The sequence below is a fragment of the Streptomyces sp. NBC_01549 genome, assembly GCF_026339955.1.
In the GTDB taxonomy this organism is placed as follows: Bacteria; Actinomycetota; Actinomycetes; order Streptomycetales; family Streptomycetaceae; genus Streptomyces.
Genome location: NZ_JAPEPW010000002.1, coordinates 323,358 through 345,126 on the forward strand (window position 1 = coordinate 323,358; position 21,769 = coordinate 345,126).

At 69.0% G+C, this 21,769-nt stretch carries 18 protein-coding genes and 1 pseudogene; 14 read left to right on the forward strand and 5 right to left on the reverse strand.

Translation table 11 applies throughout. The annotated features are described in order from the left end of the window. Positions 1-330: 330 nt before the first annotated feature. From OG819_RS36025 to OG819_RS36035, 3 genes are all read left to right on the forward strand, one after another. A complete protein-coding gene (locus OG819_RS36025; RefSeq protein ID WP_266653311.1) occupies positions 331-3,222 on the forward strand; it encodes a BTAD domain-containing putative transcriptional regulator in 2,892 nt (963 codons plus the stop codon). A gap of 348 nt (positions 3,223-3,570) precedes the next feature. Further along, positions 3,571-5,526, forward strand: coding sequence for a hypothetical protein (locus tag OG819_RS36030; protein ID WP_266653312.1), 1,956 nt, complete (start codon positions 3,571-3,573; stop codon positions 5,524-5,526). Between the two features lie 58 nt (positions 5,527-5,584). Next, positions 5,585-6,856 (forward strand): hypothetical protein, encoded by a 1,272-nt coding sequence (locus OG819_RS36035; RefSeq protein ID WP_266633710.1) that lies wholly within the window; start codon positions 5,585-5,587, stop codon positions 6,854-6,856. An 80-nt stretch (positions 6,857-6,936) separates the two neighbouring features. Here the strand turns inward: OG819_RS36035 and OG819_RS36040 are convergent, their stop codons facing one another. The 3 genes from OG819_RS36040 to OG819_RS36050 form a co-directional block, all read right to left on the reverse strand. After that, positions 6,937-8,103, reverse strand: coding sequence for an MBL fold metallo-hydrolase (locus OG819_RS36040; RefSeq protein WP_266633708.1), 1,167 nt, complete (start codon positions 8,101-8,103; stop codon positions 6,937-6,939). A gap of 234 nt (positions 8,104-8,337) precedes the next feature. Then, the gene (locus tag OG819_RS36045; protein ID WP_266633706.1) at positions 8,338-8,499 is read right to left on the reverse strand and encodes a hypothetical protein; all 162 of its coding nucleotides are present in this window, start codon (positions 8,497-8,499) and stop codon (positions 8,338-8,340) included. A gap of 334 nt (positions 8,500-8,833) precedes the next feature. Beyond that, positions 8,834-8,962 (reverse strand): hypothetical protein, encoded by a 129-nt coding sequence (locus OG819_RS36050; protein ID WP_266633704.1) that lies wholly within the window; start codon positions 8,960-8,962, stop codon positions 8,834-8,836. A 389-nt stretch (positions 8,963-9,351) separates the two neighbouring features. Between OG819_RS36050 and OG819_RS36055 the strand changes: the two genes are divergently transcribed. The 4 genes and pseudogenes from OG819_RS36055 to OG819_RS36070 form a co-directional block, all read left to right on the forward strand. Then, positions 9,352-9,678 (forward strand): non-heme iron oxygenase ferredoxin subunit, encoded by a 327-nt coding sequence (locus OG819_RS36055; protein ID WP_266653313.1) that lies wholly within the window; start codon positions 9,352-9,354, stop codon positions 9,676-9,678. Then, complete coding sequence (locus OG819_RS36060) at positions 9,675-10,307, forward strand: TetR/AcrR family transcriptional regulator (RefSeq protein ID WP_266653314.1); 633 nt, start codon at positions 9,675-9,677, stop codon at positions 10,305-10,307. Before OG819_RS36055 ends, OG819_RS36060 begins: the two co-directional genes overlap by 4 nt. 165 nt (positions 10,308-10,472) lie before the next feature. Then, the gene (locus OG819_RS36065; RefSeq protein WP_266633698.1) at positions 10,473-10,616 is read left to right on the forward strand and encodes a hypothetical protein; all 144 of its coding nucleotides are present in this window, start codon (positions 10,473-10,475) and stop codon (positions 10,614-10,616) included. 38 nt (positions 10,617-10,654) lie between these two features. Then, positions 10,655-10,741: pseudogene (locus tag OG819_RS36070) on the forward strand (hypothetical protein); the annotation flags it as partial. Between the two features lie 240 nt (positions 10,742-10,981). Here the strand turns inward: OG819_RS36070 and OG819_RS36075 are convergent. Together OG819_RS36075 and OG819_RS36080 are read right to left on the reverse strand one after the other, a co-directional pair. Beyond that, positions 10,982-11,434 carry an organic hydroperoxide resistance protein gene (locus OG819_RS36075; RefSeq protein ID WP_323137065.1) on the reverse strand — a complete coding sequence of 151 codons (453 nt, stop codon included), beginning with the start codon at positions 11,432-11,434 and terminating at the stop codon, positions 10,982-10,984. Between the two features lie 477 nt (positions 11,435-11,911). Further along, positions 11,912-12,523 carry a TetR/AcrR family transcriptional regulator gene (locus tag OG819_RS36080; protein WP_266633696.1) on the reverse strand — a complete coding sequence of 204 codons (612 nt, stop codon included), beginning with the start codon at positions 12,521-12,523 and terminating at the stop codon, positions 11,912-11,914. Positions 12,524-12,687: 164 nt separating this feature from the next. Here OG819_RS36080 and OG819_RS36085 point away from each other — a divergent pair, with 164 nt between their 5' ends. From OG819_RS36085 to OG819_RS36115, 7 genes are all read left to right on the forward strand, one after another. Then, the gene (locus OG819_RS36085; protein WP_266633694.1) at positions 12,688-13,260 is read left to right on the forward strand and encodes an ester cyclase; all 573 of its coding nucleotides are present in this window, start codon (positions 12,688-12,690) and stop codon (positions 13,258-13,260) included. Between the two features lie 612 nt (positions 13,261-13,872). Next, the gene (locus tag OG819_RS36090) at positions 13,873-14,781 is read left to right on the forward strand and encodes a helix-turn-helix domain-containing protein (protein ID WP_266653315.1); all 909 of its coding nucleotides are present in this window, start codon (positions 13,873-13,875) and stop codon (positions 14,779-14,781) included. 249 nt (positions 14,782-15,030) lie between these two features. Then, positions 15,031-17,031, forward strand: coding sequence for a maleylacetate reductase and hydroxyquinol 1,2-dioxygenase domain-containing protein (locus OG819_RS36095; protein WP_266653317.1), 2,001 nt, complete (start codon positions 15,031-15,033; stop codon positions 17,029-17,031). A gap of 14 nt (positions 17,032-17,045) precedes the next feature. Next, positions 17,046-18,809, forward strand: a complete 1,764-nt coding sequence (locus tag OG819_RS36100) for an FAD-dependent monooxygenase (RefSeq protein ID WP_266653319.1) — start codon at positions 17,046-17,048, stop codon at positions 18,807-18,809. Positions 18,810-18,910: 101 nt separating this feature from the next. Further along, the gene (locus OG819_RS36105; protein WP_266653322.1) at positions 18,911-19,693 is read left to right on the forward strand and encodes a CoA transferase subunit A; all 783 of its coding nucleotides are present in this window, start codon (positions 18,911-18,913) and stop codon (positions 19,691-19,693) included. Next, a complete protein-coding gene (locus OG819_RS36110; RefSeq protein WP_266633684.1) occupies positions 19,693-20,337 on the forward strand; it encodes a CoA transferase subunit B in 645 nt (214 codons plus the stop codon). The genes OG819_RS36105 and OG819_RS36110 overlap by 1 nt, the downstream gene beginning before the upstream one ends. A 134-nt stretch (positions 20,338-20,471) precedes the next feature. Further along, complete coding sequence (locus OG819_RS36115) at positions 20,472-21,662, forward strand: thiolase family protein (protein WP_266653324.1); 1,191 nt, start codon at positions 20,472-20,474, stop codon at positions 21,660-21,662. Positions 21,663-21,769 lie beyond the last annotated feature (107 nt).

The window sequence follows — 21,769 nt, forward strand, 5'->3', positions numbered from 1 at the left end:
ACAGACCCCGGCACTTGACTGGAGGCGCCTTCGCCCCGGTCAGCGAAGAGGTCGACGCCGCACGGGCCGTCCGGCAAGGAAGGCAGCAGCGGTCTGGCGCGAGCCGTGATCGATCCAGCCGCCGGGACCACGCGGCGCACCCTGCTCGACGACTCGCATGACACTCAGGGCGCCGCCGACCCTTGGCCTGCGGAGAACCTCTTGGTCGGGGAACCGGTGTTCGCGCCGGTGCCGGGTGACCCGTCGGAGGAGCGACGGCGCGGACTCCGGGCCGCGCCACGCGTGACGTAGGGTGAACGCAGGGGGTGGAAGATCAAGAAGGGGAACGAGGTGGCGCCGGAGCCGGTGCGGTTCGCGGTGCTCGGGCCGGTTCGGGTCTGGCGGGCGGGGACAGAGGTGCACCTCGGGCGTCCGCAGGAAAAGGCGCTGCTGGCACTGCTGTTGGTACGGGCGGGTCAACTCGTATCCGTGGGCGAGATCGTCGACGTCCTGTGGGGCGGGCGCCCGCCGAACAGTGCGGTCAACGTCGTCTACCGGCATGTCGGTGCCCTGCGCCGCCTGTTGGAGCCCGGCCTTCCCACCCGGGCAACAGGCCACTGGCTCCTCCGAGCCGCGGGCGGATACCGATTGGTGACCGACAGTGACTCTCTGGACCTGCTGCGCTTCCGTGCGCTGCGGGTCGAGGCCCGGCGGGCCGTCTCGGACGCGGCGCCGGCAAGGGCCGTGGAACTCCTCACCGAGGCGCTGTCGCTGTGGCAGGGACAGGCCGCCCGCGGGATCCCCGCGGAGGCGCGCGCACACGCGGCGTTCGGCTCACTGGACGATGAGCGCCTCGCGACCGTGAAAGAGGCTGCCGATGTCGCGCTGAGAGCGCACGTGCCGGATGTGCTCCTCCCCCGGCTCCGGGAGGCCGCTGCCGACAGCCCGTTGGACGAACCGCTGATGGCCCGGCTGATTCTCGCTCTTTCGGCCACCGGTCAGCGGCCCGAGGCGCTCAGCACGTACCAGGCCCTGTCGGACCGGCTCGCCGACGAGTTGGGCATCGATCCGGGGCCGGAACTGCGCGACGCCCACCAGACGGTGCTGCGCGATGCGCCAGCCACGGCGACCGGGGCCGGAGCCTTCGAGGCGCACTCGGCCGAAGGTCCGGCGGTCTCGGACCTCGTCGGTCCGAATGCGCCGGCCTCCCAGCCCGTGCCCGCGCAACTGCCGCACGACTTGACGACGTTCACCGGTCGGCGGGCCGAACTGGACCAGATCCTCGCACCGCTGTCCAGCGACGCACGGTCCAACGGAACAGTGGTGATCAGCGCCATCGGCGGAATGGCCGGAATCGGCAAGACCACGCTCGCCGTGCACTGGGCCCATCGGGTCACCGACCGGTACCCCGACGGGCAGCTCTACGTCAACCTGCGAGGCTTCGACCCGTCAGGGGCGGTCATGCGTCCCGACGAAGCGGTGCGCGGTTTTCTGGACACACTGGGCGTGCCGCCGGAACGCGTCCCGCACGGTCTGGACGCGCAGGCCGCGCTCTACCGCAGCCTGCTGGCCGGACGCCGGTTCCTCGTCCTGCTGGACAACGCGCGGGATTCCGATCACGTACGGCCGCTGCTGCCCGGCACGCCCGGCTGCCTCACGATCGTCACCAGCCGAAACCAGCTCTCCGGTCTGGTGGCGGCCCACGGAGCCCACTCCCTCACCCTGCGTCCGCTCGACACCGAGGAGGCACGGGAACTCCTCATCCGCCGCCTGGGAGCCGAGCGGGTCGCCGCCGAGCAGGAGGCGGCGGCGGAGATCATCGCACTGTGTGCCGGGCTGCCGCTGGCCTTGGCCTGCGTCGCCGCCCGCGCGGCCGCCCACCCGCACGTCTCGCTGTCGGTCATCGCCGCCGAGCTGCGCGAAGCCCAGGGCAGTCTCGACGCCTTCATCAGGGCCGACGAGTCCGCCGATGTCGGCGCGGTGTTCTCCTGGTCCTCCCGCGCCCTCTCCCCCGCCGCGGCCCGCCTCTTCCGACTGCTCGGACTGCACCCCGGACCGGATTTCACCGCACCGGCCGCGGCCGCACTCGCCGGGCTCGCGGTACGGGAGGCGCGGCTGCTGCTGTCCGAGCTCTCCCGTGTGCACCTCATCAACGAGCATGTCCCTGGCCGGTACGCCTTCCACGACCTGCTCCGCGCCCACGCCGCCGAACTGGCGCACACCGAGCACGGCGAGGCCGAGCGCCGGGCGGCCGTGCACCGGCTGTACGAGCACTACCTGCACACGGCGCACGCCGCCGGTCTTTTGATCGCACCGTACGTGGACACGATGCCGCTCCCGCCTCCCCCCGAAGGGGCCCTCCCCGAGCCGCTCACCGACGACGAGTCGGCTCTGGCCTGGCTCACGGCCGAGTACGCGGTGCTGCTCGCCGTCATCGACGCGGCCACGAACTCCGGTTCGCACCGTCTTGTCTGCCTGCTCGTCTCATCCATGGAGCGGTTCTTCGACCGGCAGGGGCGCTGGCACGACTGGGCGGCCGCCCAACGCACCGCGCTCGACGCCGCGGTACGGCTGTCCGACCCCGTCATGGAGGCCCACGGCCTTCGCGGACTGGCCCGGGTGGAGGGCCGACTGGGCCTGCGGGGCGACGCCGGTGCCCACCTCGACCGTGCCCTGGGACTCTTCACCGAACTGGGAGACGACGTCGGGCGGGCCTATGTCCACCTGAGCCTCGGCTGGGAGGCCGAGCAGCGGGGTGACCTCCCCAGCGCCCTGCTCCACGACCAGCTGGCCCTGGATCTGTTCCGTGCCACTGGCCGGCAAGCCGCGCAGGCGACCGCCCTCAACGCGGTCGGCTGGGACCACGCGACGCTCGGGGATCACCAGCAGGCCCTCAGTCACTGCCTCGAGGCCCTCGCCATTCAGCGGGATCTCGGCGACCACGTCAGCCAGGCCGCCACCTGGGACAGCATCGCCTACGCCCACCACCATCTCGGCGACCACCCGCAGGCCCTCACCAGTTACCGCAACGCTCTCACCATCTACCGGGACCTGGGCGTGCCGGCCGAGGAGGCCGGAACCCTCGTTCGTATCGGTGACACGCACCGTGCGACGGGCGACCAGGAGGCTGCCCGCACCGCCTGGCAGAGCGCCCTCACCCTCTTCACCGAACTCGCCCACGCCGACGCCGAGCAGGTCCGTGCCCGGCTCCAGGAACCGGGCGAACCGCAAGGTCACGCGTGACGATCACGAAACGCGCGACCGGCTCGAAGCCCCGACTGCCCGCCGGCCCGCGATTATTTCCCTACCGCTCCACGGGAATGAAAACGGACGGTCATACTCAGTTTTATTTTGGATTGCCATGACACAGCAGCCTTGTCATGGCGGCACCGTTGTAGAAGTGTGACCGGTCAGTCGAATGCAACTGGGGGACGCATGGCCGACGGTGACGCAAAGATCGACGTATTGTCGCAGGCGGTCGCCGCAGTGGGCGAGGAGTTACCCGAGCCGACGATCCATCGTGGACAGTACGTGATTCCACTGGATGTGGATCAGGCGGACTGGCTCACATTTCTCGGAATCAGCTATCACGTGTCCCCGAACATAGGGATTCCGGTCACCACGACGTCGTTCTCCCTCCATGTGGAGAACGAGGAAATAGAGCTTTCCTGCGTGGTGTACAACGAGGTCGGTGATCACGTTCAGAACCTTGTCGTGGAGAACCCGAAACTTCCCTGGGGCGGCGACGCGACGGGCGTACCCCTGCCACTCGACAGGTTTCCCGGCTCGTCGCTGACGTTCCGTTTCAACTACCGCAACAGCGTCAGTGTCAAAGACCTGGTCCTGACGCTCGATTTCGAGGACGCCCTCGTGGTGGCCCTCAATCGGCGCTCCATCTACTTCACCCTGGCCCGGCGCCCGGTCGCGGACACCGGCCTCATGCGCCAGGAACGCGACCGGCCCGTTCCCGCGACCGCTCCCGGTCCCAGCACTCCACTGCTGTATCTGCACGGCTACGAGGACCCGGACACCGGATTCGAGACGCCCGCGACCCGGGTGCCGCCGATGGCGCTGACCCCGCAGCGCATCGCCGCCGCCTGGCAGACCGCGAAGTCCACCGGCTACTTCGACCCGGCGGTCTTCCCCAACGTGGGTGGCGCCGAGGATGCCGCTGGGCTGGCCGGGGTGATGGCGGCGCTGGCCCCGTTGGACGAGGGCACCGTGGTCAAGCAACTGCTGACCGGCGCCCGGCTGGCGGTGCAGCGCGCCGTCAACGGGCAGTACGCCTACCGCTTCCTGGCCGTTCCCGAGCACTGCCGGCCCGGGCTGATCCTCGTCGAGTACTACCGACTGTCCGCCTTCCCCGCCCGCTACGGGGCCGGCCGTGTCATCAAGACCTTCTCGCTCCTGCCGGGCGAGCGCACGAGCATCCGGGTGAACACGTACAAGCGGTCCAGCACCAGCATCCAGCAGTCGTCGTCGATCCTGGACGCCACGAACAACGAGACCGAGCAGGAGTTCACCAACAGCGTGAACCTGGAGCAGTCCAGCCAGGAGAACGCCAGCAAGAGCTTCGAGTACCGGGCGGCGGAGGCCGAGGGACAGGCCACCTGGGGCTGGGGAAGCGCCAAAGCCAAGGTCAGCGGCGGCGTCTCCGGCGGCAACAACAGCGCCCGGGAGGAATTCGCGAAGAACCTCACCAACGCGGTCAGTCAGAACGCCGCACGTGCCACTTCGCGCCGGGACATCCAGGTCGACACCAGTATGGACACCAAACTGGAGGAGGGCGAGGAACAGGCGGTCGAACGCACCCTGGAGAACATCAACGTCAGCCGGACGCTCAATTTCGTCTTCCGGCAGATGAACCAGGAGTACGTCTCGCTCCTGCATCTCGTCGATGTGCGCGTCGCGTTCTTCAACGGCCACGCCGAATCGCGGGACGAGGTGCCCCTCGGCGAACTCGACCGGCTGCTGGCGGACTGTATCCGGCCCGAGCGCGTCGACGCTGTGCGGGCCGGACTCATCGCGCAGCTCCAGGCGGTCAAGGACTACCGGGGCGAGCCGCGGCCCGACTTCGTGCAGGTCGTCCAGGACGCCGCCGACGACACCGCGACCGCCTACGCGCGCGTCAACCCGGACTTCTCCTCCGCCCATATATCGCCGGACGGGCGGACCCTGCAGGTACCCGGTGTGATCGTCGGCGCCGAGGAGCATGTGCTGCGCACCGACGGCGTGGTCGTGGAAACCTTCCTGGGCGAGGGCAACGGCCTCGACGCGTACTCGGCGGGGCTTCAGGAGCAGGCGGTACGGGCCAAGAGCGCCGCCAATCAGCTCCAGGAACTGGAGGCGGAACGTCTGCGGCTGGCCCTGCAGATCGTGACGGACAACGACGCACAGCGTATGGACCTGTATCAACGCATGTTCGTGCGGCCGCAGATCGTCAACCAGATCGACCACGCGGCGGTGAACGGCACGGCGGGTGCCGGATCGGCCGACGCCATCTCCACGGATGGAGCTGACGGGACGGACGGCCTCCGTGTGCCCTGAGGCTCCGCTCCCGCTGCGCGCACCTGCGGTCATTCGGAGCGAACCTCCAGGACGCCCGGTGAGCGTACTGGCTCCCCGCGCGCTCCGGAACGCGCAGACGCTCACGGGCACACTGCCGAAGGACAGCACGGCGGCGGTCGATGTGGCCCTGGGCAGGGAGGACGCCGTCCTCACGAGTTCCTTCCCCGAGGTTCCCAGCCTCTCCGACATCGAGAACACCTTGGTGACGGACTACGGAGTGACGCTGATCTCCGGCGCGGGGGTGTGGACGGCGGCCGAGGCGGCAGAGGTGCTGCAGGGACTGCGGTACACCCCGGCGTGGGACGCGTGGGTCCTCCAGGGCTGCTGCATGTATCGCGACGGCTACGCCGCCGCGACGCTCGGCGACACCGAGGCGTCGAGTCACTACCACTGGGTGGTGGCCATGGACGGCACGGACGGAACCCCGGGAGCCGATGTCAGACACATACACTTCTTCGACGCGGCGTTTCGCCCACGCGAGTTCTACAACGGATACGCCCAGGTCACCGTCATGCATGAGCTCGGCCATGTGAGGATGGAATCAGGTCTGGTGCGTCAAAAAAGGCGAGTGTTCCTGACCGGGGTCGAAGGTTTCACCAGGATCTACGATGGTGTGGCGGACGATGCGGCAGCACTTGAGCTCGAGAACGAAGACCCGCCCGAGGTAAGGGAATTGGTCGCTTCCCTTCGTGACCTGTGGGATTCGGGAGGTGCGAGCTCCGCGCTGAAGCGTATGCAAGACCTTGCGGACGAAGTCCAGTACATGTGGGACTATTCTCAGTTTCTCGACACATTCGGACCGGAATCGTCACCCGGGCGGCCATGGGGACCAAATGTGTGGCAGGAGTGGCAGCGCATTATGACCTCCCTCCAGGGTTCCGTGGACGCTTTCCTGGAACAGACCAGGCAACTACGCATCAGGGCCGGGAAAGCGGACGCCGTGCTCAGGGACCTGAAGGTCCAGAACGGGGAGTTCCGCGGCGCATTCCGGGCGGCCTGCGCCCGATTCATCAGGAGTTGCGGAACTCTCTTCGACGAGACGGTCCGCGTGCTGCGAAGCGCCGTGGAGTACGGGGGATCCACCCGATACCTGGAGTACTTCTCCTTCCTGGCCTACAGGTACGGGTTCCGCACGTTCACGCCGTACTCGGCCGTGGCCAGGGTCGAATGGTTCGCCGAAACCTATCAGCTTGCCGCCCTCGACCCGGAAGAACTCAAGAGGATGAACAGCGGAATCGCCACGTGGTTCCTCGACAGGCAGCTGACGCTCCCGCTCCATCTCCAGATGTTCACGGACCGGGACCTCTAGGGCCTGTTCTGGGGTGCCCAGGCGGAGCGGCTTCCAGGCCGCCGTGCTCGATTGACCGCTCGTGGCCCTGTGTCTCGAAGTTACGGCTGCTGCCGGGCCGGAGTGGGACGAGTACCCGCCTGGTGGGGAACCTTGGAGACGGTCGAGGCGGCGTCGGACGCGGGCACGGCCACCGTTCGCCACCACGGGTCCTGAGGCAACTGGCCGCCGGGTTCGAAGGGTTGACCCGGCACGGGCACGGCTACCCGCACCCCCTCTTCGGCAGCGGCGGCGTACGTACGCTCGGCAGGCTCTTCCCACGGATGCGGGGCCAGGTTGAAGGTGCCCCAGTGGATCGGCAGCAGCACACCGTGCGGGTCGCCTCCCGACAGGTCGAGGTGGGCGCGGACACCCTCCTCCGGTGTCATGTGGATGTCCGGCCAGAATTCGCTGTAGGCGCCGATCTGCATCATCACCGCGTCGAACGGACCGAGCGCCGCCCCGATTTCGGCGAAGCCGGAAAAGTATCCCGTGTCACCACTGTGGAAGACCCGGTGCCTCGGACCGGCCGCCACCCACGATGACCAGAGCGTGCGGCGGTGCAGTGCTCGCCCGCAGAAGTGACGGGCGGGCGTGGCAGTCAACGTCAAGCCCGCGACCTGTGTCGACTCGTGCCAGTCGAGTTCCGTGATCCGCCCGGGTGCGACTCCCCAGCGCTCCAGGTGTGCCCCGACGCCCAGCGGGGCCGCGAACTGGGCACCCGTGTGGGCGAGGGCTCGGATGGTGGGCATGTCCAGGTGGTCGTAGTGGTCGTGGGAGATCACCACCACGTCCACGGGGCCGAGGTCCTCAAGGGGCAGCGGGACCGGGTGGAGCCGTCGGGGTCCCGCGAAGCCCACCGGTGAACACCGCTCACCCCATACCGGGTCGAACAGCAGCCGTGCGCCGTCGATCTCGGTGAGAACGGTGGAGTGTCCCATCCAGGTGAGGCGCAGATCGGATTCCGGCGCCGCAGCGGGTCCCGCGAGGGTCGGCCGGTGCAGGGGGATGGCAGCGGCCGGCGTGCGACGGACACGATCGGCCCGGTGAACGTTCGTCCGGGCGAAGCCGAGCATGGAGCCGGAAGCCATGGTCTGGGTGACCGTCGGATTGCGGAAGCTGCCGTCGGCGTACTGAGGAGATGCCTGCATGCGCTCCAGTCGTGCACCGGTGGGGATGCCGCCGAAGGCGGCGGGGCGAAGCAGCCGCCCGAGGCGAGGCAGAGGCATGAGAGGTCTCCCGTAGTGATAGCTGGGGTGGGTCGAGGCTGCGATGAGGCGGGGGGTCGCTGTCGATCTGCCACCTCTGCGAAACAGCCCTCGGGTTTCCGCAGGATCCGCGACCCTGAATGTAGTCACTGGAAACAATGATGTCAACGACAACAATGATGCCAGCGTCTACATCCCGGTTCGAACGGTGGGCCAACGCCACGGACCGTGCGTAGGCCACGGGATGCGATCAAGCTACGCAGCCTGGAGACCGCCCGCGTCGGCGTGGCGGCCGATGATCCGTGCGTTCAGCGGCCGCTGTCCCGGGGTGTCCGTGACCATCCGGGCCGCCTTCACCTCCCGCGATGTCGTCGGCCTGGTGCGCACCGGTGCCGCCGAGCTGGGTCTGTTCGTCACGTCGGGGCCGATCACCGACAAGAAAGTGATCCCTCATGCCGCCGGGGAGCAGCGTTTCGTAGCCACCACCACATCGCACTCGTACCCGGCGACGGCATCGGCTTCTCGCACACCTCCTTGTACGCGAGAACGTCGAGGGCGAGTACACATCGACGCGCCGCCCGCGAAGTTCGTGCTCGACCCGGAGCGCGAGTTCCCCTCGATGTTCCCCCCGACCTCGGGACAGTGCCACGACCACCGAGTTCACCGAGAAGCTGCTCGAACTGCTCTGACCCCTTCGCGACAAGGCGCCCACCGCGGGGCGCCCCTCGCGCGGCCAATGGCGGCCGATGTCCTACCGGTTGACGGTCTTCTGCTGCTGGGCCGTGTAGCGCTCGCCCTTGATCTGCACCTGGGCAACGGCTTCTTGTTCGGGGGCGAAGTCGCCGAGCAGCTTCTGTGCGACGGTCTGTTCTTCGGCCATGTTCTTTCATCCTATATATGTGTTTGATCTGTTACGAAACGTGAGCGTAGGCGCGTCACGCGGTCTCTGAGCGGCCCTGCCATTACCCCTATCAGCGACAACCCCCACCGTGTCGGTCTCTTCCGGCACGGTCCGACCTCCCGGCTTCGGCCCTGGCGAGGCGCTGGGGGCGAACGACCACACCATGTACTGATCACTCCGCGCGTCTGCGGCATGATCCGCCGGACAGGCCCTAGTTCCATCTACCGAGGTCACCTCGGACTCAGGTCGGTTTCCGGGCCCGGCACGCGTCAATAGCCTCAGCGATCAGTCAAGTTCACACGTGCCGCTCCGGGTCGGGCGCAGTCACTCTCCCGATGCACGCTCTCTCGAATACTCGAAGGACAGCGATGCCCGACAGCGGCTACACGTACATCTGCGCGTTCGACGTACTGGAGGAAGGCGTTCCGCGGCGCTTCGGGGTGGAGGGCGTTCCCGTTTCCCTCGTCCTGACCGAGCAGCAGGTCTTCGCGATCCACGACGTGTGCTCGCACAGTGCCGTCTCCCTCTCGGAAGGAGAGGTGGACGGCTGCACGGTCGAGTGCTGGCTGCACGCTTTCCGCTTCGACCTGCGCACCGGCCACCCCCTCGACCCGCCGGCAACACATCCCGTCCCCGTGTACTCGGTTCGGATCGAGGGCGGGCACGTGTACGCACGAGTGACAGGCAAACCGTGACGGACGCACGGAATGACCTCGACGTCACCAGCGAGCGGGCCGATGCCGCCCGCAACCGTGCCCGGCTGCTGGAGGCCGCCGCCCGGCTGGTGGCCGAGCGAGGGGCCGAGCACGTGACGATGCACGAGGTCGCGGAGGCTGCCGGCGTCGGGAAGGGCACGCTCTTTCGCCGGTTCGGCGACCGCGACGGACTCCTGCTGGCCCTCCTCGGCGAAGCCGAAGCCGAGTTCTACGAGGCGTTCACCTCGGGTCCCCCTCCGCTGGGGCCAGGAGCACCGGCGAGGGACCGGCTGGCGGCGTTCGGCCGTGTGCTGATCGAGCGCATCGCCACCGATGCGGACCTGGGCGCCGCACTGGGCCGCCAGGTGCTCCACGAACGCCGCCACGCCTCCGACACCGGGCGCGCCTTCCACCATCACGTCTCGGCTCTCCTGCGGGTCGCGGGAGTTGACGGGGACCACGACATGCTCGCCCATGCCCTGCTCGCCTTCGTGGACTTCGAGACGGCGGACTACCTGCACAAGGAGTGCGAGGTCCCCGTCGCACGCCTCCAGGCCACCTGGGTGGACTTGGTGCGGCGGGTGACCCGGGCCGACGGACAGTGTCCGGCGTCGTCGCGTCGCGCGTAGTCGATGACGGCGGAGGTCCCCGACATGACGTCGATCGCGATGCGTTCGACCAGGGCGCTCTTGTTCGGGAAGCGCGGGTAGATGGTGCCCAGGCCGACCCCTGACCGGGGCGCCGGCGCGCAGCGGGCGGTCGCCTTACTGGCCCTATCCCTGAGGAGACCCTCCATGAGCGCGTCGACAGACCCCCACGCCCCCGCCGTCTTCCCGGCCGATTTCCGCGGCGAGGTGCTGCGCCCCGGCGATGAGACGGTTACGAGAGGGCACGAGCCCTGTACCAGGGCCGTGCCGCCGGCGAAGGTCCTGGGCTGATCGCACGGTGCGCCGACGAGGGCGATGTCGCGACCGCCCTGTGCCACGCCTCCGCCCACGGCATCCCGGTGGCCGTCCGCCGCGGCGGGCACGGCTCGGACGGGTACGCGATGCCCGGCGGTGCCCTGGTCGTAGACCTCTCGGCGACGAAGGCGGTCACGGTCGATCCGGAGACCCGGTCGGTCGGTCGCGGCAGTCGCGCGCTCCGCCAAAGGCGGTGGGCCGCCCGACCGACTGTGGTTCGCTCGCGCCCCCGAGGTCACGCTGCTCGAAGTGGTGACCCGCGTGCGGCGCTACGCCGAGAACGTGGCCGAAGTTCTCCTGAACGGCCTGTCCTTGTCCAACTGGAGCTCGGCGGCGTCGGCTCAGTCGCCGGCGCCCGAACCGACCTCGTGGCCGTTGGCCGTCAAGGTGACCTCGATGTTTCCCCGGGTTGCGTTCGAGTAGGGACACACCTGGTGTGCGGCCGCGACGATCTTTGCTGCCTGCTCGGGATCCGGGATCTGCGGCAGGGTCACATGGAGCTCCACGGCAAGTGCGAAGCCACGATCCTCGGTGGGCAGGAGGCTGACACGGCTGTCGATCGAAGCGTCGCCCGTCTCGACCCTTTCGCGACGGCCCACCACGCCGAGCGCGCCCTCGAAGCAGGCCGCATAACCCACCGCGAAGAGCTGTTCGGGGTTCGTGCCACCCCCGTCGCCACCCATCTCCTTCGGCACACGAAGTTGGACGTCCAGGACTCCGTCCTGTGTGCGCCCGTGGCCGCTCACGCGGCCCCCGGTCACGGTTGCCTCCGCCGTGTAGAGAACTCGTGCCATCTCGACCTCCATTCCGGACCTGCGGACTGTCCCGGCTCACGGCCGGGACCTTTCCCACGTCCGCTGCTGATCGCACCCCGACGAGCCCCACCGTATGGCGCGAACGCCGCCCGGTCGACCCGACCGGACGGCGTACACCTCGTCAGCAGGCGTGCACCTCGTTCGTAGGCTCGGGAGTTCGTGCGCACCGCCGGGAAGGAACGCGGGCGTGGCAGCTCGGCCGCCGTCACCACCATGTACGGCCACGACAGCGATGCGCGGGACGTGGAACGAGCAGTACCGGAGTCTGATCACCGTCCCCGCCTTCGGTCTGGACGGCCGGGTGGCACTGCTGCCGCACCGAGTGGAGGAGGTCACCGAGCTCATTCGTGCTCGCGAAGTCGAGAGCGACGAACGCTACGGAGGGAACCTGCCGAGGGAACTACCGAGCAGCGCCCGGACAGGCGTCGCCGTACAGGCGGCTTCAGGTGATCGGCGTCAGCGAAGTGTGGCGACTGAAGTGTTGTAGAGGACTTCCTCGGCGCGGTCCCATGACCAGCCGTTCTCCACCACGAGCGTGCGCCAGCCGGTGGGGCCGAACCAGTACCAGAGAAGGTCGGCCGTCTCCTTCATCGACAGGGAGGGCGGCGGAGTCAGGTCGTACAGGTGGCGGGCGGCGGCCTGGAGCGCGTCACGGTACGCCGCCGTTGCGCGCTCCCACAGGGCCTCGCCGTTCTCGTGGACGGGGAGTGCCTTGTGGATCGCCTCGTGCACCGCGAACTGCCCCTCGTTGCCCGTCCGCGTGCCGTGGGCCAGGGCCTTCAGGACCGACTCCGGTGTCCGCAGAGTGAGCAGGTACTCCATGGCCTGCTCGTAACCGGAGGCGATCACGCCCTGGTCGACGATCTGGTTCAGGATGTCGCTCTTGCTCCCGACACTCACGAAGACGGTCTTCGAGGCGACGCCGGCCGCTGAAGCGATGTCGGCGACGGTCACCCGACCGTAGCCGTGCTCGGCGAACAGCTCCGTGGCTCGATCGAGGATCAGTGTCCGCGTCCGCGCGGCGGCTTGTTCGCGCAACGGGGAGACATAGCGGCGCTTGGACGGCATGCCACCATCCTAAGGCCATGAATTCATTAGGCGTGCTATAACCTCAATATCGTCGGTCGGCCTCGCACTTGGCCCCGGCCGCAACCGCGCCGCCTGCCCGCATCGGACCGGTCGGCGTCACCCCTCAGTTCACACACCCGTCGAAAGGGAACAACTCAATGGGCATGGATGCCACGGACCTGGCCCACGGACTCTTCCGAGTCCTCGAGACAGGCGATCCGGCATTGGCCGCCGAGGTGGTGCACGACGACTTCCACAACCGCGAGGCTGCCGTGTCGCCCACGGCCTGTAGCCTCCCCGGCCCGGCGGGAGTTCTTGCCTCGGGCGCATGGATGCGCTCCGCTTTCAGCGACCTCAGCTTCCCCGTCCTCGGCATCGCCCGAAACGACGAGCAGGTCTGGGTGCGGCTTCGCATGCAGGGCCGCCACACAGGTGCCTTCGTCCGCTTCCGTGACGGCGCACTCGACCAGGCCATACCCCCCACCGGGCGTGACATCGACTTCGAACAGATCCACGTACTCGACCTCCGCGACGGCAAAGTGGTCGGACACGAAGCGGTACGCGACGACATCACCATGCTCGGCCAGCTCGGCGTCTTCCCGCCCGCTCCGCCCGTCGCACTGCGCATGCTCGCCTGGCGGGTGACCGGAAAGGCCACGCGCGCCGCCGCCGACGTGACGGCGAAAGCCGCCGAGGCAGCCGGTCTGAATCAGAGCAGCCCGCAACAGAGCCGCTGAGCCGAAAGCTCCGTCGACGACCGAGCCGGCCAGGCTCCACCGGGATCACACACAGCGGATTCACGCCGGGCCGGTGACGGGGCCACGACGTCCCAGGGGAACAGGTCCGCGATCAGGGGCTTGCCGCCGCGCACCGCACGGCGAGGCCGCCTGAGGCGGAGCCGGTCGACAGGGCAACGCATCGATCTCGCATCCATGGGCCCGACCGCACGGGATGGGCGCGAGGTCGACGCAGCGACACCTCATCTGAGGGGCACCTCGCCCCGGGGGCCTGACAGGACGGGACCACCGCGCGCGTCGCTGAAGACGTCGAGCAGGTCGGTCGCCCCGTGGGCACGGCCGGGTCTTCGCCGGGCCACCCACGGTGGGCCGGTGGATGCCGGACCCGGCCGTTCGCCGGTATCCCGTCGCGGGAACCCGACCGCCGCGCCGCGGCAGCGACTGCTCCCCGGCGAGGCGGCAGCGTCGGCTGTCCACCGTTTCCGCCGCACAGCCCCTGACTGGGAGGCCATCGTGACCGGTCAGGGAAGGGGGTGGTCCCGGCGGGAATACTCGGCAATAATTTAGCACTCAACAATACGTACGTGATTGCGCACGGCATAGGAGGGTCGCATGGGCACCGCCGCCGAGCTCGGGGACGGAACGGTGTCCGAGCTGGGGCTCCTCGACACCGGTGGCATCCTGCGCCAGGCCTGGGTGGCCCCGGACCGGACCAGCTCGGGTCTGGGCTGGGAGTACGCGTATCTGTCCGCCCAGCGGGAGACGCCGTACCACTCGACGTTCGATGGTGCCCCCACTCACCTGCTGATCCTTCACCTGAGTGGCCCGGTGACCGTCCGACGCCGGTTCGGCCGCTCGATACGAGGACAGCGGATTCCGGCAGGGGGGCTCTTTGTCCACCCGGCAGGTCGCCCGCTGGATGTCGAACTCCAGGGGGGACTCGACACCCTCCACCTCTATCTCAGCGACTCAGCCCTCCAGCAAGCGCACGATGGCCGTGAAGCGGTGGAGCTCGCCGAGGAACTGGGCAGCTCCGATCCCCTGATCGAGCAGGTCCTCCTGGCTCTGGACGGCGTCGTGCGGCAGTGGGAGCCCTCCGCCCGCACCTACGTCGATCACCTCGTCGGTATGCTCGCCGCCCAGCTCGCCCGCACGCACACGGCCAGCCGGCCCGCGGTCCCGGCCGGCGCGATGTCCGGGCTGACCACGCAGCAGCTCGTGTGCGCACGGGAGCTGATGGAGCAACGCATCTCCGACCCGCTGCCCGTCTCCGATCTGGCCGCGGCCACCGGTCTGAGCACGAGCCAGTTCAGTCGGCAATTCAAAACCAGCACCGGGAAGTCTCCGCACCAGTTCCTGCTGCAACTGCGGCTGGACCACGCACGACGGATGCTGCGCACCACGGTCCTGCCCATCCCGGATGTGGCCGTCCGCTGCGGTTTCTCCCACCAGGAACACCTGACGCGCGTGATGCGCGCCAAGCTCGGCACGCCCCCCGCCGCGGTCCGGCGCGCGGGCTGACGTCGCATTCAGCGGTCCGCCCCCGCTCCTTTCCTCCGGTACGCGCAGACAGCGCATCCGCCCGCGCCCGTCGAGCACCGCAGCGCTCCCACCTGGCGCAAACGCCCGTGCCGTGCCTCCCCAAGAGCCGCAGCGCCGCGCCGATCCTGCAGAAACACGCGCGAAACGTGCAGGAGACCGGGCGACCTCCGTCCCCACACTCAGTGTCAGAAATTCAGGGACCCACGGCACACGCGAAGGCGGACCCCCATGAGGAATTTCGTGTACACCTCTCACCCCTCACGGATCATCTTCGGCACCGGAACAGTCAGCCAGGTCCGCGACGAAGTCGAGCGGCTCGGCTGTTCCCGAGTCCTCCTCCTGTCCAGTCCACCGGTGGCCAAGGCCGCCGCCCAAGTGCGTGATGTCCTCGGTGACGTCGTCGTGGCGGAGTTCGAAGGTGCCGCCATGCACACTCCGGTGGACGTGACCGAACGGGCCCTCGACGTCCTTCGGGAACACTCCGCCGACTGCCTGGTGGCGGTCGGCGGCGGTTCCACCACGGGGCTGGCCAAGGCACTCGCGTTCCGTACTGATCTGCCGCAGCTGATCCTCCCCACCACCTACGCCGGTTCCGAAGTCACCCCGGTCCTCGGGGAGACTCAGAACGGTCGCAAGACCACGGTGAGCTCGCCCGCGATTCTGCCCGAAACCGTTGTCTACGACGTAGAGTTCACCCGCGACCTGCCGGTCGGCATGTCGGTCACCAGCGCGGTCAACGCCATGGCCCACGCCGTGGAAGCCCTGTACGCGCCACAGGCCAACCCCGTCATCGACGCCATGGCGCTCGACGCGATCGCGCTGACCGCACGCGCCCTGCCGGCTCTCGTGGCCGAGCCGTCCGACACCGCGGCGCGCGCGGACCTCCTGCATGCCGCATGGCTGGCCGGTACCTGCCTCGGCTCCGTCGGTATGGGCCTGCATCACAAGCTGTGCCACACGCTGGGAGGCACGTTCGACCTGGCGCACGCCGAGACGCACACCGTGATCCTGCCGCACGCGATGGCCTACAACGCCCCTGCCGCTGGGGATGTCATGAGCCGCATCGCCGGCGCACTGGGCGTGCCTGACGCCCCGAGCGGGATGTTCGACCTCATCACCTCGGCGGGCGGCCCCACCTCGCTGCGCGAACTGGGCATGGCGGAGGCGGATCTGCCGCAGGCCGCTCGGCTGGCCGTCGCCACGCCGTATCCCAACCCTCGGGAACTGACGTCCCCGGGAATCGAGAACCTGTTGCGCGACGCCTGGGAGGGCCGCCGGCCGACGGTTCCCGCGGCGTCGGCTCCCGCGACGCGGACCCCTGGGACACCGGCCCCCGCGGGGCACGAAGCGGCTTCGGATGCTTCGGATGTGGAGCGCCTGACCGCCCAGGTGGTGGCGAGCTTCGCGAACGCACCCGATCCGCGGGTCAGGCAGCTGCTCAGCGACCTCGTACGCCACCTGCACCACTTCGTGACGAGCAATGACGTCACCGATTCCGAGTGGCAGCACGCCATCGACTTCCTGACCCGTACCGGGCAGATCTGCACCAGCACCCGCCAGGAGTTCGTACTGCTGTCCGACACGCTCGGTGTCTCCAGCGTCGTCGACCTGCTCACCCATTCACGCACCCCGCAGACCACACCGTCAGCGGTCCTCGGACCCTTCTACACGGACGGACCGCCGGAGACCGCGCAGGGCGCCGACATCTCACAGGGCGTGGCCGGCACTCCGCTGTGGGCCGACATCCGCATCACCGACACGGACGGACGGCCGGTGCCGGATGCCGTCGTGGACGTCTGGCAGGCCAACAAGGACGGGTTCTACGACATCCAGCTGCCCGAGCTCGAAGGACCGGTGCTGCGGGGTCGGCTGCGCACCGACGAGCAGGGACGCCTGCGCTTCTGGACGATCCTGCCGGCCGAGTACCCGATCCCGGACGACGGCCCGGTCGGACAGATGCTCCAAGCCGTCAACCGCCATCCCTACCGTGCACCCCACGTGCATTTCATGATCTCCGCCGTCGGCCACCAGCGCCTGGTCACCCAGCTGTTCGTGAAGGGCGGCCATTACTTGGACTCCGACAGTGTGTTCGGCGTCAAGGACGCCCTGGTCGTGGATTTCACTCCCCAGGTCGGGCCGACCCCGGACGGCCGCGCCGTCGACGGGGAGTGGCGCAGCCTGCAGTTCACCTTCAGCATCGCCCGCCTGGCCGCCGGCCCCGCGCACTGACCTGGAGCAGTCTCATGGAATCGACCCACACCTACGACACCGACGTCATCGTGGTCGGCAGTGGCCCCGCCGGTGGATCCGCGGCCCTGCTCCTGGCTACGTACGGCATTCGCACTCTGCTCGTGACCAAGTACGGCTGGCTGGCCGACACCCCCCGTGCGCACATCACCAACCAGCGCACCATGGAGGTGCTGCGCGACCTCGGCGTGGACGGTGAAGCCGCCGCGGCCGGAAGTCCCGCTGAACTCATGGGCGACACCGTTCTGTGCACCGCCCTGGCCGGCGAGGAGATCGGCCGGATCCGCAGCTGGGGCGCCGGCCCGCACGCGGCGACCGAGTACGGTACCGCCAGCCCCGCGCAGATGATCGACCTTCCCCAGACCTATCTGGAGCCGATCCTGCTGAAGAACGCCGCGTCGCGGGGAGCCAAGGTCCGCTTCGACACCGAGTTCCTCAGCCTGGAACAGGACGCCGACGGCGTCACCGCCCGGCTCCGGGACCGGGTGCGCGGAGACGAGTTCACCGTGCGGGCCCGCTACCTGATCGGTGCGGACGGCGGCCGCAGCAGCGTGGCGGAGCAGATCGGACTGCCGATCGCCGGGCAGAGCGGCAAGGCCGGCAGCATGAACATCGTCTTCAAGGCCGACCTCTCCCGGCACGTGGCCCACCGCCCGAGCGTTCTGTACTGGGTGATGCGTCCCGGCGCCCACATGGGCGGCATCGGCATGGGGCTGGTACGCATGGTGCGGCCGTGGAACGAATGGCTGCTGGTGTGGGGATACGACATCGACCAGCCCCCGCCTCTCATGGACGAGGCGACCGCCCGGGACATCGTGCACGACCTCATCGGCGACCGTGACATTCCCGTCGAGATCACGTCGAGCTCGCTGTGGACGGTCAACCACAGCTATGCCACGAGGTACTCGGCCGGGCGGGTCTTCTGCGCCGGGGACGCGGTGCACAGGCACCCGCCGTCCAACGGCCTCGGTTCCAACACCTCGATCCAGGACTCGTACAACCTCGCCTGGAAACTCGCCATGGTCATCCGCGGTCAGGCCGGTCCGGAGCTCCTCGACACGTACACCGCGGAGCGGGCACCGGTCGGGCGGCAGATCGTCGATCGCGCCAACCTCAGCCGTGACCAGTTCGGCCCGATCTTCCAGGCGCTGGGGCTCGACGCGTACAGCGAGGAGGCCGACATCGTCGACGGTCTCGCCGCGTGCCGCAGCGAGACGGCCGACGGCTCCAAGCGCCGACAGGCGCTGGAAGAGGCCATCCAGCTGAAGAACTACGAGTTCAACGCCCATGGCGTCGAGATGAACCAGCGCTACGACTCCTCCGCGGTCGTCCAGGACACCGACGCCGCCGAGGAATGGACTCGGGACCCGGAGCTTTTCCACCGGCCGACGACCCGCCCTGGCGCGAAACTTCCGCACGCCTGGCTCGTCGACGGCAGTGGCCACCGACTGTCCACGCTGGACGTCGTCGGCAAGGGCACCTTCACACTGGTCACCGGACTGTCCGGTGGCGTGTGGGAATCCGCCGCGGCCGACTGCGCGCAGTCCCTCGGGATTCCCCTGAAGTGCGTCCGCATCGGCGCCGAGGACAGCCGTGACGCCTACGGCGAGTGGCGCCGGAAATCGGAGGTGGCCGAGGACGGGTGCCTGCTCGTCCGACCGGACGGACACATCGCCTGGCGCGCCTCTTCGGCGCCGGACGCCGACTCCGCGGCACACCGCGAACTGCTCGAAGCCCTGAGGACCATACTGCACCGCTGACGACCACGACGCGGCACACACCCACACTCACACACAGAAACCCGAACAGGGGCAGACACCGCTCGGGCGAGTCTGCCGGACCGGAACGGAGCGCAGTACACATGGACAAGGTGGTTGCCACGGCCGAGGAGGCGCTGGCCGATGTCACGGACGGAGCCTCCCTGGCCGTGGGCGGCTTCGGCCTCAGCGGCGTCCCCTACGTACTGATCCACGCGCTGTTCGCGACCGGCGTGACCGGGCTGAGCGTGGTCTCCAACAACTGCGGCGTGGACGGCAGCGGACTGGGCGTCCTTCTGGCCGCGGGCCGCATCGCCCGCGTCACCGGCTCATACGTCGGCGACAACAAGGAGTTCGCCCGCCAGTACCTCTCCGGTGAACTGCTGGTCGAACTGACACCGCAGGGCACGCTCGCCGAACGCCTGCGCGCCGGCGGTTGCGGCATCCCCGCCTTCTACACCCCCGCCGGTGTCGGTACCCAGGTCGCCGATGACGGCCTGCCCTGGCGCTACGGGCCCGACGGCACCGTGGCCGTCGCCTCACCGCCCAAAGAGGTACGCGAGTTCGACGGCCGGCGTCATGTGCTCGAGCATGGCATCACCACCGACTTCGCACTTGTGCGGGCCGCCAGGGGCGATTGCCACGGCAATCTCGTCTTCCACCGCTCAGCCCGTAACTTCAACCCGCTCGCCGCGATGGCCGGCCGCGTCACGATCGCCGAGGTCGAGCAGTTGGCCGAGCCCGGCGAGCTCGACCCGGACGAGATCCATCTCCCCGGCGTATTCGTCCAGCGTGTAGTCGAACTGACGCCGGATCAGGCCGCGGACAAACACATCGAACGGCGCACTGTTTCCGCGCCGTCGGCACGAGGGACGGTGCGGCACTGATGCCATGGACCAGGGACGAGATGGCCGCACGCGCGGCGGCGGAGATCCAGGACGGCGACTACGTCAACCTCGGCATCGGACTGCCCACACTGGTGCCCGAGCACGTGGCCGAAGGAGTGCACGTGGTGCTCCAGTCGGAGAACGGCATCCTCGGCGTCGGACCGTATCCGGCCGAGGCGGACGTGGACCCCGACCTGATCAACGCGGGCAAGGAGACGGTCACCGTACTGCCGGGTGCGAGTTTCTTCGACTCCGCGCTGTCCTTCGGAATGATCCGGGGCGGTCACATCGACACCGCCATTCTGGGGGCCATGCAGGTCTCCGCCACCGGAGACCTCGCCAACTGGATGATCCCGGGCAAGATGGTGAAGGGCATGGGCGGCGCGATGGACCTCATCCACGGCGCCCGCCGGGTCGTCGTCGTGATGGACCACTGCGCCAAGGACGGCAGCCCGAAGCTCGTCGACACCTGCACCCTGCCCCTCACGGGCGTGGCGTGCGTCGACCGCGTCATCACCGACCTCGGCGTGCTGGACGTCACCGAGGACGGTCTCGTCCTCGTGGAGACCGCTCCCGGCGTCAGCACGGACGAGATCGTCAGCCGTACCGCCGCGCCCGTGCGCCTGCCCGACCCCGTCGGCTGACTCCGCGTCGGCATCCCGTCGGCCGGTCTGTGGCCGGCCCCATGAACCCCGCCGGCCGGGTCTCCCGGACAGCGCCCGGACCGGCGGGCTCACCTTCCCCCCTCCGAACTCCCTCCCCACTACAAGGAGTCCCGATGAACGAACGCCTGCGGGACGTCTACGTCGTCGACGCCGTCCGCACACCGATCGGCCGCTACGGCGGTGCCCTGTCCTCCGTGCGCCCCGACGACCTCGCCGCCGGAGTACTGCGCGAACTGCTCCACCGCAGCCCCGCCCTGGACCCCTCCCTCATCGATGACGTCTTCTTCGGAAACGCCAACGGCGCCGGGGAGGAGAACAGAGATGTCGCCCGTATGGCCGTGCTGCTGGCCGGTCTTCCCGTGACGGTCCCCGGAACCACCGTCAACCGGCTGTGCGGCTCGGGGATGGAGGCGGTCATCCAGGCCGCCCGCGCGGTGGCGCTCGGCGACGCCTCCGTGGCCGTGGCAGGCGGAGTGGAGTCCATGAGCCGCGCACCGTGGGTCCTGCCCAAACCGGAGCGGGCTTTCCCGGTCGGTAACCAGCAGCTGTACTCCACCACCCTCGGCTGGCGGATGGTCAACCCGCGGATGCCCGATGCGTGGACCATCCCGCTCGGCGAGAGCGCCGAGCTGATCGCCGACAAGTACGGAATCACCCGTGAGGCCCAGGACGCCTTCGCGCTCGCCAGTCATGAGAAAGCCGCTCGGGCGTGGAAGGACGGTGCGTACGACGCCGAGGTGGTCCCCGTCGAGAGTGTGGACCTGCCCCGCGACGAGGGGATCCGGGACGACACCTCCCTCGAAGCGCTGGCCCGCCTCAAGCCGGTCTTCCGTGAGGGCGGCACGGTCACGGCCGGCAACGCCTCGCCTCTCAACGACGGTGCGGCAGCCCTGCTGCTGGTCGACGAGGCCGGGCTGGCCGAGACGGGCCGTGAACCGCTGGCCAGGATCCGCGCCAGCGCCGTGACGGGTATCGAGCCGCAGTACTTCGGCCTCGGCCCGGTCGACGCCATCCGCAAGGCCCTGACGAAGGCGGGACGCACCTTCGGCGACCTGCACACCGTCGAGCTCAACGAGGCATACGCCGCGCAGGCGCTGGGCTGCCTCGCCGCCCTGCCCGAACTCGACTCCGGCATCCTGAACCCGAAGGGCGGGGCCGTCGCCATCGGACATCCCCTCGGCGCCTCCGGTGCCCGCATCATCGGAGCGGTCGCCCACCAGCTCGCGGACGCCGGCTCGGGCACGGGCCTGGCCGCACTGTGCATCGGTGTCGGGCAGGGCATGGCCCTGATCCTGGAACGCTGAGGCGACGCCCGCCTGCCAACTTCCCCGATCACCAAAACACGAGAGAGAAGGCACCGCGCGACGCCCCGGCACCCCCGCGGCCGTCACCGCACAGCATCTGAACGCCT